The organism is Magnetococcales bacterium, from assembly GCA_015232395.1.
Classification (GTDB): Bacteria; Pseudomonadota; Magnetococcia; order Magnetococcales; family JADFZT01; genus JADFZT01.
In genome coordinates this window covers 61,796-72,864 of record JADFZT010000013.1, presented here as the reverse complement: position 1 = coordinate 72,864, position 11,069 = coordinate 61,796, and the positions used below count along the sequence as shown (strand labels likewise).

Annotated in this window: 9 protein-coding genes and 1 CRISPR repeat array; of the genes, 1 reads left to right on the top strand and 8 read right to left on the bottom strand. The window is 57.7% G+C overall.

Annotated features, from left to right (window positions below; genetic code table 11):
• Positions 1 to 46 precede the first annotated feature (46 nt).
• A CRISPR array of direct repeats spans positions 47 to 1,417; the repeat unit is 29 nt; unit sequence CGGTCCATCCCCACGGGTGTGGGGAACAC.
• 109 nt (positions 1,418 to 1,526) lie between these two features.
• The 8 genes from cas2 to cas3 are packed head-to-tail and all read right to left on the bottom strand — an operon-like array spanning position 1,527 to position 10,145.
• Positions 1,527 to 1,823: a type I-E CRISPR-associated endoribonuclease Cas2 gene (cas2, locus tag HQL52_05960; protein MBF0368989.1), complete on the bottom strand. Its 297-nt coding sequence runs from the start codon at positions 1,821 to 1,823 to the stop codon at positions 1,527 to 1,529.
• Between the two features lies 1 nt (position 1,824).
• Positions 1,825 to 2,745 (bottom strand): type I-E CRISPR-associated endonuclease Cas1, encoded by a 921-nt coding sequence (gene cas1e, locus HQL52_05955; GenBank protein MBF0368988.1) that lies wholly within the window; start codon positions 2,743 to 2,745, stop codon positions 1,825 to 1,827.
• Positions 2,746 to 2,769: 24 nt separating this feature from the next.
• Positions 2,770 to 3,411 (bottom strand): type I-E CRISPR-associated protein Cas6/Cse3/CasE, encoded by a 642-nt coding sequence (gene cas6e, locus HQL52_05950; protein ID MBF0368987.1) that lies wholly within the window; start codon positions 3,409 to 3,411, stop codon positions 2,770 to 2,772.
• 2 nt (positions 3,412 to 3,413) lie between these two features.
• A complete protein-coding gene (cas5e, locus tag HQL52_05945) occupies positions 3,414 to 4,157 on the bottom strand; it encodes a type I-E CRISPR-associated protein Cas5/CasD (protein ID MBF0368986.1) in 744 nt (247 codons plus the stop codon).
• 3 nt (positions 4,158 to 4,160) lie between these two features.
• A complete protein-coding gene (gene cas7e, locus HQL52_05940; protein MBF0368985.1) occupies positions 4,161 to 5,216 on the bottom strand; it encodes a type I-E CRISPR-associated protein Cas7/Cse4/CasC in 1,056 nt (351 codons plus the stop codon).
• A 37-nt stretch (positions 5,217 to 5,253) separates the two neighbouring features.
• Positions 5,254 to 5,772 (bottom strand): type I-E CRISPR-associated protein Cse2/CasB, encoded by a 519-nt coding sequence (gene casB, locus HQL52_05935; protein MBF0368984.1) that lies wholly within the window; start codon positions 5,770 to 5,772, stop codon positions 5,254 to 5,256.
• The gene (gene casA, locus HQL52_05930) at positions 5,769 to 7,394 is read right to left on the bottom strand and encodes a type I-E CRISPR-associated protein Cse1/CasA (protein ID MBF0368983.1); all 1,626 of its coding nucleotides are present in this window, start codon (positions 7,392 to 7,394) and stop codon (positions 5,769 to 5,771) included. The genes casB and casA overlap by 4 nt, the downstream gene beginning before the upstream one ends.
• A gap of 21 nt (positions 7,395 to 7,415) precedes the next feature.
• Entirely contained in the window at positions 7,416 to 10,145 is a 2,730-nt protein-coding gene (gene cas3, locus HQL52_05925; GenBank protein MBF0368982.1) for a CRISPR-associated helicase Cas3', read from the bottom strand.
• Positions 10,146 to 10,575: 430 nt separating this feature from the next.
• Between cas3 and HQL52_05920 the strand changes: the two genes are divergently transcribed.
• Positions 10,576 to 10,872, top strand: a complete 297-nt coding sequence (locus HQL52_05920; GenBank protein MBF0368981.1) for a hypothetical protein — start codon at positions 10,576 to 10,578, stop codon at positions 10,870 to 10,872.
• The last annotated feature ends 197 nt before the right edge of the window (positions 10,873 to 11,069 follow it).

Here is an 11,069-nt window from a genome sequence, read left to right as displayed (position 1 = left end):
GGTGTGGGGAACACACACGTAAACCAGAGTGGAGATTCTCAACTCCCGGTCCATCCCCACGGGTGTGGGGAACACCCGTCCCAAGGTCTCCAGGAGAGACCTTTTTCCGGTCCATCCCCACGGGTGTGGGGAACACCGTTTGTGAGTTGGGTTGGGCTGTATATAGATCGGTCCATCCCCACGGGTGTGGGGAACACACCTTCAAGACCTTCAGAAATAGCCTCAACCTCGGTCCATCCCCACGGGTGTGGGGAACACTTGATATTCTCAACGACCGTTCGTTCCTGCCACGGTCCATCCCCACGGGTGTGGGGAACACTTTGTATTCTACACCTTTTTCAGTGGTGATCACGGTCCATCCCCACGGGTGTGGGGAACACACAATGGCGACCAAATCTTCCTTTTCCCCGGACGGTCCATCCCCACGGGTGTGGGGAACACTCGATTTCTACAGCACTGCCTAGGCTTGAGTTCGGTCCATCCCCACGGGTGTGGGGAACACGTCACGTCGTCATCTGTGTTTATTAGTGCTAACGGTCCATCCCCACGGGTGTGGGGAACACTCAGTTTCACGGCGTTTCAAATCAATCTCTGCCGGTCCATCCCCACGGGTGTGGGGAACACTTTCGTGTATTACCTGTATACATCTGATTGGGCGGTCCATCCCCACGGGTGTGGGGAACACCTGAAACAAAACCAGGTAAAGGGCCAAGAATCCGGTCCATCCCCACGGGTGTGGGGAACACGCATAACGGCCACCCATACAGGCCCAACCGACCGGTCCATCCCCACGGGTGTGGGGAACACCAGATAGCAGCCGTCTTCTTCCAGCCAACGTCCGGTCCATCCCCACGGGTGTGGGGAACACAACACCATTAAGGCCAACGCCTCCGGCGAACCCGGTCCATCCCCACGGGTGTGGGGAACACATGACGGCTAAAAAGAGAGGTCGCGGCCCTAACGGTCCATCCCCACGGGTGTGGGGAACACTTTGGCCATAAATTCAACGACCATAGGAGGGTCGGTCCATCCCCACGGGTGTGGGGAACACCTCTTGCCCGGTCGCAATGGTAAGGTTATTCCCGGTCCATCCCCACGGGTGTGGGGAACACGAAAGGAACACCATAAATGGCCCTTGATCCAGCGGTCCATCCCCACGGGTGTGGGGAACACGGACACCCAGAGACCGGAGAAACCAACCGGTACGGTCCATCCCCACGGGTGTGGGGAACACTGAGCCGTCCCCCGAACGTATCGTGTTCAAACCGGTCCATCCCCACGGGTGTGGGGAACACACGATTTTTGCTCATGAAAAATCCGTCCCAAGCGGTCCATCCCCACGGGTGTGGGGAACACCTTTATCAGTCACATAAAGGTCTTCTTGGAAACGGTCCATCCCCACGGGTGTGGGGAACACTCTTTCTCTAAATATAGAACAAATAGGCAAAAAAATGCAGGTGGAAATTCCACCACGCATTTTTGCCTATATAAATACCTGCAATTTTCAAAGATCAGTGATCCTCTGGTTAGGACGTCTTACGATCTTCCATGGGTGTGAAGGCGACCAGACGCAGACCATCAAAATCTACCGGTTTGCGTCGGTTTTGACCATGGGTTTGAAACTCAAATCCCGACTCGTTGTTGGTGGACCAAGCCATGACCACGTTACCATCTTCGGCGAGCTTGGTAATTTGCAGCCATAGCATTTCCCGTACTCGTTTGGAGACTTTGCCCAAATAGACCCCTGCCCGAACTTCCAACAGCCAGATCGCCAGACGACCTCGCAGGCGAGGGGGGACGCTTTCAGTGATCACCACAATCATTTCAACCGCTCCGATGGCCAATATCGCCAATGATGGTGGGACCGGGGATGGCGGGTGGGGCCGCTTCCGGGGCAGGGGCAGGAAGATCTACGCCGCCAGCAGACAATACTTCCTCAATCAAGGGAATCAGCCGCTGCAAAACCTTTTGCTCTCGAAAAATATCCCGACAGCCTTGACGCACCTTGCGTTCCGGTGGATTTAAACCTTTTTTGGCGGCGATGCGAAAGGCTACCGGCACGACAGTTTCAAATTTGATGATATCGGCGATATCATAAACAAAAGACAAAGGCTTGCCGGAATGGAGAAAACCGATGGCCGGCGCATAGCCCGCTGCCAGGATAGCTGCTTCGGTGATGCCATAAAGGCAGGCGTTGGCGGCGCTAAGGCACTGGTTGGCACGGTCCCCCGCCTCCCAATCAGCGGGATTGTAGCGACGACCGCGCCACACCAATCCGTATTGTTGGGCGAGCCCGGCATACATGCTTTTGACCCGCGCCCCTTCAATCCCCCGCAGCTGATCGATACTGCGGCGCTGGGGCGCGGGTTCTCCAAAGCGCAGGTCATACATTTTGCGCACTACCTTGAGACGCAATTCCGGGTCCAGCACCATCCGTGCCTGGTGCAACAAACGGTCGGAGCGGGCGCCGCCAGGTTGGCCAGCGGCATAAAGACGCACCCCTGCCTCCCCCACCCAGATCAGCAGGGTACCCACCGCTGCCGCCAGCTTGACCGCTGCGTGAGAAACCCGGGTGCCCGGCTCCAGCATGAGGCAGGCCACTGAACCAACGGGGATGTGGGTGCGTACGCCGGAGTTGTCCACCAACACAAAAGCGCCATCAATCACATCCAGCTGGCCATACTCCAGAAACACCATGGCCACCCGCTCCTTTATGGCGGTGGGCTTTAACGGCACAAAGGACATCGCCTTACCTCCCCGGTTTTATCATTAAAGACGGCGCAGCATCATCAAGCCGCAACCAAACCCCTTGGCCCCGCCGACCCCGGTGATGACAGCCTCATGGAACAGCTGGGGTTGACGCACGGTCAAGACACCGGAAAAATCCACCGTCGCCAGAGAGATGGTGGATTTATTGGGCTTGGAAAAACGACGGATCTGGTAACCTTCAGCACAGATTTCCCCCCACTCCACCCCCATGGAATCAGCCCGCCGCCGGAGCCAGGCCGAGGCCGTCTGCTGGACCAATTCCGCCTGACTGGGCCACTCCTTTCGAGGTTTGCCTTGGGATGACAGGGTGTGTTTGGCGTCCATCACCACATCGTGACGCTTTTTGGCCCGGGTGACGACGGGATTGGCGCGCAATAAAAAGCCCAGCTGGTCTCCGGTTGCCAATTGGGGGGCAAAGGGCTTGGTTCGGGCCTGCCAGGGGGTGTCCGTGATTTGGGGTTCGCGCCGGGAGAGCGTATAGAGAATGGAAGAGAGACCATTTTCATTGAGGTGAAAAAGAAAATCACGGGGTTGGTCGGCCTGGCCGGCAAAGAGGTTCCAGACCATTTTGTGAAGTCCATACTCCCCGGACCATCCCAATCGCAGACGGGATTGATCCAGGGTCAATTGGCTGAAATACATGGTTATGCCCTCCCCTGCGCAAGATTTGCCCGGTGTTCCTGACGCATACCGAACAGACGGCGGTTCCACTCCAGGGGCTGATCCCGGCGGCTGAAGGTTTGCTGGGGATCGATGCCCGAGGTGACCTTGGAGTCGGACTCCCAATACAGGGTCCAGTCTTCCCGGGAAAGCGCCAGACCGTCCAGACAGTCGTTATTGAAGCTGGCTGTCGTCAAAGCCTCCCGCAGGGTCACAGCGGTCACGACCCGCCCCTCCAGGGGAAGGGATGGAGGACACGATTTGCGTCCCAGATAGAGGGTGAATACGGGGTGTTCCAACGCTTCCAGCAGGCGCTTCAGGGAATAGTCCGGCTGGGAGGAGCGGTTCCACACAGCCACCCGGGCCACCATGTCCTGACGATAATCACGTTTGGAAAGAATCGTGGTCAGTTCATGGCGGGGGGCGGCGGTCAGTTCATGATAGCGGCTGGCGGGGCGGCCTTTTTTGATATCCTTGGCCTTGGGGGCCTGGGCGGTGTGGTAATCGGACAGATGCGTGCCAGCCCGCTCCAGAGCTATGGCAAACCCCAGTTCACTGTCCAACTGCTGTTGGGCGGTTTTTTCCTCCCGGGTGAGCCCCAGAGCCGCCGCCATCAATCCCAGCAGGGCGGAACGACTGGGGTGGGCCTGAACATGGCGATTTTCTCCCACCGCCGTCACCCCCCAGGCGCTGAGGGGGGCGTAGAGCCGAAAGAGCAAAAAGTCCATGGGTTAACCCTCCCCGCTGGGAACGGCGGCGCTGGCAAAGGCCAAAAGCTCCTGTAAGCTGCCCTTGCCGTGGGCGGCGTTGACGATGCACTGTTTTTCCGATGCCGGTCCATAAACACGGTCCATGCTGTTCCGGGTTTCATTGAGATTTTTGATCGCCTCATCGAGCACATTCTGTCCAACCACCGGCTTCAAATAGGCCACCGACAGGGAGCGGGGCTGGCGGGTTCCGGATTCCGCCAGGATATAGCTCGCATAAGCTCTTGAACCAAAACTGTTCTGCTTGCCGGTGGGGGCGACCGTGGCGACAACCTCCATCAGGGCGGTCACGGTTTGTTCGGTAAGCTGCCGGTCGTAATCCAGATTTTTGTATAGCAGGTCCATGTTGATGCAGACATATTGATAGAAAAGCCCGGCGCCAAACTCGATCACCCCCATGTGGCCGGAACCGGTCTCCTCTGCCGCTTGGTTGAGATCATCCACGGCAGTGAAAAAGTCATCTTCCACCGTCACCCCGTGGACGCTGATGGCGTGGGCGACTTGGGCTGCCGCCTCTTTGTTGAAAGAAGGGGCATCGGCCAGCATGCGGCCAAAGAGGGCGACATCGGCCACCCGCAGGCGATTGCGCAGCAGGGTCAGTTCATCATCTTCGGGGGGGCGGTTTTCGGCGATCAGAGTGTCCAGCAAGGTTTCAACAGCCTGGATCTCTTCCGGAGCGTAATGGACCAACTGCTTGGTGAGGGGCAAATCCTTTTCCACTGCACCAAATTTGGACAAGATTTTGGTAATCCACCCCAGGGCCTTTTTTTCCGCGATGCCCCCATCCTTCAAACGTTTGAGCCAATCTTCACCCATGCGCTTGGTGCGGGTGCCCATATTTCCTTCCATTTTGCTCTGAAACGGTTCCGACATGCGCCAGGCCCGTTTGAGGCTCTGGGAGGAGACCCGCAGGCGCTGGACATTGCCCATCATGGCGGTTTTGGGGCGACCCAGATCGTCACGATTGAGGTTGGCGGGGGGATAGCTGGTCAGCAGGTGCAATTGCAAAAAACGGCTCATGGATTTTTTCCTCTTCCGATAAGGATGACAAATAGATTCAGGCTTCTTTATTTGGAGCTACTTCGTAATAGGCATAGGCCCACTGTTTGCGGACATAGTCGTTCCAGCCGTAGACGCCCTGGGCCAGATCAGCCAGGTTGGCCTGACCGTCGAGATGCCGTAGCACCCGGGTCATGGCGGTGTAGAGATCGTCCCGTTCGGTGATGGCCAACAAGCGACGAAAGCGCAGGCCTGAAAGGGTTGCCCGGTCCCGGTCCAAGGGGCGACCCATCTGGGCAGCCAGGGTGATTTTGGGGCCGGTGTCCGCTTTGAGTTGGGAAACAAGCCCCACCACTGCGGCCAGGGATTGGGGATACGCTTTGGTTGCAAGGGGTTTGATTTGCCACCACAGGCGATGGAACTCAGGCATCAGCTCCACCTCCCCCGGAGAACGGCAGCGACGGAGGGTGGCGCGAGTGCCTCGATCATGTTCCAGTCCTGCCAGCCAACGGCGCAGGATGTCGACTTCGGCACTGTCGTTTTTGAAATCAAGATGGCTTCTTTGGCCTTCGGTCATGATTTGGCCCTCTTTCCTTTGCCGGTTGCTTTGATGGGCGCCAGGTTGAGTGTTTCCCGTAAGGACTTGGCGTTGAGATCCCTGTTTAAATTGTTCCAGGCCCGGGCGATTTTGGCTGGATCGGCCTCCTGGATGCGGGCGGATTGGGTCGCTTCCTCAAAAATCCAACGGGCAATCCTGCTCAAAACCTTGTGCCAGGAGATGGCCCACGCCTGACGATCAAAGGCGTGTTCTTCCCCCCCGGCAGAGTCATAACCGGCTCCCAGTTGATCCAGGTGGAGATAAAATCCGGTTTCTGTGGATTGCCAAAAAATGCCGCTGACGTTGGCGGCGCTGGTGGTTGCATCATTGATGCGTTTTCTAAGCTGCCTGAGCACCTGTTCAGCGGAATGCACCAGCCGCTCTACTTCTCTCTGCCAATCCTCTGAATCCACTTCCGGCACCGACGACAGGGGCATGATGCCTTCGTACCAGCAGCGGGCTTTCATGTTGTCCATGTCATAGCCAAACCCCCAAAGCCGTCCGGTAGCTTGCCTGCCCCGCTCTCTGCTTCTCTTCCAGCACGTAACGACTTGTGCGGGCTCCCGGCGATTTTGGGGTTTTTCACCGCTACGGGGCAGGACCAGCCCCAGCCAATGCCGCCAGGAAAGGCCTCCCGGTTGGGGATGCATGGAATAGGGCATGCCTTCCTTGTCAAAACCATAGGGTGAAAGGGGATGGACCCAGGCTCCGGTATAGTTGACGCCATAGTTGCGGGTGCGAAAAGAAGTGACCCCCCTCTGTGTGGACACACCGCATACGTCACAGTCGATGGCTTGTTCAAACGTGGAAAACATCAACTGGATGCGCCGGGCCGTGGCCCAAAACATTTGCCACGGGTGACCATCCTCAGGGGAGGTCTCTTTACCAGCTTCCTTGAGGTTGCTGGTGCGGGTTGGTCCCAGCCAGGGGAAAACCGTGGCATCCATGGGAACTTCCAGAGGCACATCCTTGACCTCCCCATCCAGCACGTTCAGCCACACGGTTTCCCACAGGGTATCTCCCAGCAACAGGGTTGTGAGGGGACCCCCTCCCCGAATACCGGTGCGATAGCCAGTGCCACCCGCTGGGGCGTTGGTCTGCATGCACCACAGGGCGGTGGTGGCGCAGATCGGGCACATCCGGTCGCAGCTTCCGCGCTTGATAAAATGATCTCCATGGACTTTTCTGGCTTTATCCCCGGGCATGTCGATGAGGAGCTGGCCGATGGGCATATCCGTAAAATGGCCATCGAGATACAAGTCCTGCATGAAGCGCGGCCCCTCCCCATCCAGATTGAAGGTGGAGGTGAAGGGGGAAAACAGGTCACGCAACGCTTCCGGGGTTGGGGGCGTCTTGAACGCCTGCCGCCAGTGACGTCCATTTCGCGGGGTGTTGGCGGTTTGCAGCAGGCCGATCAAAAACTGCACCAGCGCCCCATCAAAGTCGGGCCGGGGGGAGGCCATCTCCAGGGGCAGCCCTCCCCCCGGTCCACCTTCCTGCCCCACTTTCTGCCACGGTTCGGTGAGTTGCCAGGGGGCGATGGTGCGTATTCGGCCATCTCCATAGCGAACGGGAATCCAGGCGTCCTCTATCAGGTTCATACGTGTCTCCTCCATTATGCGTTATGCTTCAAATCCCAAACCCAGTTCCGGGTCATAGGTGATGGTCACGACCCGGCCCTGTTCGTTGTGCGCCGAACCCTGCCAGCGCCCTTTTTCGATCTCTTTCAACACCACCACCACGCCATGATCCGCCGCCTTGCCGATGGCTTCCCTGGCCCATTTCAACAGGGGCGTCGTGGCATCCCGGGCTTCTTCGGCCACCCGTCCACGCCGTACCGACAGGGCAGACAGATCCCAGGGATAGCTCCCCTCCTCCCGCCAGGGCCGCACCTCCAACCCCACCTGCCGGGCCAGATAGAGCGGCAACGTCGGCTCTCCCAAACGGGTGGGGGGATGTGCATCATCACGCCAGCCATTGCCGGACTGATAACCGGTCTTGAATGAGATGGCGTTTAGCTTGGCCAAGGATTTTGCCGACATGTCTGCGCCTTCAGCCTTGATTTGCGCCGCGATCAACGCTTCCGGAATGTGCGCCTGGGAAGCTTCGCCATAAACCGATTCGATCCAGTCCCGGGCATCGCCAGGGATGGAAAAGCCACCGTTTTTGGAGAGCCACCAAGCGGTGAGATAGAGACGGCCATGGTGGGGATAGACATAAGCGCCCCGGGGAAAAAGCCGGGCATACCACCCCTCATCCACCGGCTCCTCCAGGCTCGGCATCAACACCCCCAGCCGCTTCACAAGCCCCCCGGGACGCACACCCCTTTCATGGCGTTGCAGGCGGCCCGCTCTCTGAATCAACAGATCCGCCGGGGCCAGATCGCTCACCATGGCGTCAAAATCGATATCCAACGACTGCTCCACCACCTGGGTGGCCACCACCACCTGTCCCCGCCTATTGTCCAGGGTCGAATCCTTGCCGAAACGGGTGAGAATTCGCTGTTCGATATCCATGCGATCGGCCAGAGCAAAGCGGGCGTGAAACAGATGCACCCGATCCCCCCCCAACCGCTGCCGAAGCGCTGAATAGGCCTCTCTGGCATCATCGACGCTATTGCGGATCCAGCAAGCGCACCCCCCCGCCTCTGCGGCATGGGTCAGGTGATCGAAAACCGCTGCTTCGGTATCCAGAGAGACGCATTCAACGCGATGGTGCAGCCTTTCCTGGCAAGCGACCGGCTCCTCGATGAGGGCTCCGCCCAGAGAGGTGGTGAGCAGGGGATAGCTGGTGTTTTGAGGGGGTGAATCCGGTCTGTTTTGATCCCGGCCTTCGGCAAGGCTTCGCCCCCTGGCAAAGGCTTCGATCAACTCGGCGCGCATTCCCCGGGGCAGGGTGGCTGACAGCAAAATGGCGCTCCCCCCATGGGCCGCGTGAAACGCCAACAGACGTTGCAGCAATTCCAGGAGATATTGATCGCAGGCGTGGACCTCATCGACGATCAGCACCTTGTTGGCGAGCCCCAAAAGGCGTAGGGATTGATGCTTCAGAGGCAAAATTCCCATGAGGGCCTGATCCAACGTCCCAACACCCACATGGGCCAGCAATCCCTTTTTGCGGCTGTCTCGCAGCCAGAGATTGGCCTGGGCCTGGGACTCCTCCTCGCCGGGTGGGGGGGCGGCTTTGGTGAGCTTTTCTTCGTAGAGGTGGCTTTTGCCGTGGGTGAGTAAAATGACCGGTTTTGGGCCGTCCTGTTCATAGAATTTATGGACAATGGGCTGCACACGGGCATGTATGGCGTTGGCGGTGGTCATGGTGGGCAGGGCAAAATAGATCCCGTCAGCACGCCCCTGAGCCATGATACGTTGGGCCAACACGATGGCCGCTTCGGTCTTGCCGCCACCGGTCACATCTTCGAGTATCGCCAGCAGTGGCGCATCCGTCAGAGAGAGCGCCTCCACCGCCTGCTGCATGGGTGAGGGCGTCGTCAATCCGGGATAGAGCCCAACCAGACCCTGGGCCGGTCTGGAGATGGCGGGTATCAGGCCGCTCTGTTCCAGGGCTGTTTTGGCGTTGGGCAGGGCGATCCCATGCCAATAGTGATCCAACGCCATGGGTTGGTCGGTGGGGGAAAACCAGCGGCTGTTGGAACCCAGCCAGTCCGCCATCACCATACCCCCGGCCAAAAGCCAGGAGGCGTGTTTAAAGCGGTCCAGGTTATCGTCGAAGTGGAGTGCATCCGAATCAAAGGGCAATCCATCCGGCAAAAACCGCTGGGCCATGGCCTGGACAAAAGCCAGCGCCACATCCCGATCACGCGTCTGCCACAGGGAAGAATCGGCGGTGTTGGCTTCACGGGGTGGCAGGCCATGATGGCCGAAAATGGGCAGCACCCAGGGATTCATTAGACTGATCAAATCTTCCAGATCTGCCTTTTTGGCATCCGCCATCGGCGCCAGCCACGCTTCCACCAAGCCTTTTTGCCTGTTTGGAAACGGTATCTCATTCCAGAGATACCAGCCCAGAAAATCATGGCGCGGCACGAATCCTGGCGCTGGGGGGGGCGGTTTTGAGGTGAGGCGGAGATAGGCGTCGGGGACTTTGTTCTGGAAGCAGTGGGAAGAAAGCTTACCCAGGTCGTGGATGGAAAAGAGGAAAGAGATCCAGTCCGGCAGCCTCTCCAGGGATAGGCCCGAAAGTTGCGCCAGGGTTTGGGACCAACGGGGCAACGCTTCCACCAGGAGACGTCCTACGGCTGCCGCATCCAGGGCGTGGTAAGGGAAGAGATGCACCCCCTCTTCCCGGGCTTTTGACCAGTAGTGGTAGAAGGGTTCAAAATTTTGTTTTGTCAAAACAGACAGCTCCACAGTAAACAAATAATCTGGAACTCAATACATAAGAATACTAATTACTAAAAAATCTGTAGCCGCTGATCTTGGGTTGAGGCCACCTTTTTATCGTTTATGGTCCCAAGCTGTCCAAATCAGGTCAGGGGCAGGACCAACTGTTCGAACTCCGGGAGGGTTGAAGGCGCGTTGAAGGGGGTGTCTGAGGACGAAGTGTCGCTTATCCAGTTGTTTCAAATCCGGGATCCATCATAAGTCATGCAATCATCATGGTCCAGAAAAACATGAAGCCTTGCACTCCTCTCCTATTTGAAGAACTCCGTGTTCGTTGTTTTATATTTTCTTTTCACCAATACTCGTCTACTATTTCAGAGAATGAAAAACCCCCTGCTTTTCCACTTCCGCACCCTCCTCCAGCTTCCGGGAGCCAACGTCAATGGACAGGCAAAAGGATGATTTCATCATCGACTTTCTTCACCGGATGAGAAAAATCTCCGGGATCCAGCCAATCCCGCTCTCCCCATCCGAAGCGGCTGTGATTCTGCCCGCCATCAAACAGGCTCTTTCCTCTTCCAAACCAGCTCCCAAGCCACCTCAAGTCACCACCGATGCTCCCCCCCCTGAGAGTGCCAAACCGCGTTCGACAACCCGCCCTGTCAAGAAACAACCCCTTGATTTAAAAACGGCAGGATACATTGCAGCCTACAAGGCCGCCTATATGCGGAATAAATAATCACTGCTCTGATGGTAGTAAATATTTGTTTTACAACAAAAGCGCAGTAAAGAACCATTCTCGTGGCCAGCCCTGTTCTACCCTACCGGGCGTAAAATCCCAGCACTTTCCCATAGCTCCAGCCATTCCATCGAATCTGTTTTCAGCATATCGGCCAGCTGCACCCCCTTGAGCTGCCGACCAGCCGGAATCGCCTC

Coding starts and splice junctions, on each gene's coding strand:
- cas2 (MBF0368989.1), bottom strand. CDS start 1,823: ATGATTGTGGTGATCACTGAAAGCGTCCCCCCTCGCCTGCGAGGTCGT.
- cas1e (MBF0368988.1), bottom strand. CDS start 2,745: ATGTCCTTTGTGCCGTTAAAGCCCACCGCCATAAAGGAGCGGGTGGCC.
- cas6e (MBF0368987.1), bottom strand. CDS start 3,411: ATGTATTTCAGCCAATTGACCCTGGATCAATCCCGTCTGCGATTGGGA.
- cas5e (MBF0368986.1), bottom strand. CDS start 4,157: ATGGACTTTTTGCTCTTTCGGCTCTACGCCCCCCTCAGCGCCTGGGGG.
- cas7e (MBF0368985.1), bottom strand. CDS start 5,216: ATGAGCCGTTTTTTGCAATTGCACCTGCTGACCAGCTATCCCCCCGCC.
- casB (MBF0368984.1), bottom strand. CDS start 5,772: ATGACCGAAGGCCAAAGAAGCCATCTTGATTTCAAAAACGACAGTGCC.
- casA (MBF0368983.1), bottom strand. CDS start 7,394: ATGAACCTGATAGAGGACGCCTGGATTCCCGTTCGCTATGGAGATGGC.
- HQL52_05920 (MBF0368981.1), top strand. CDS start 10,576: ATGGACAGGCAAAAGGATGATTTCATCATCGACTTTCTTCACCGGATG.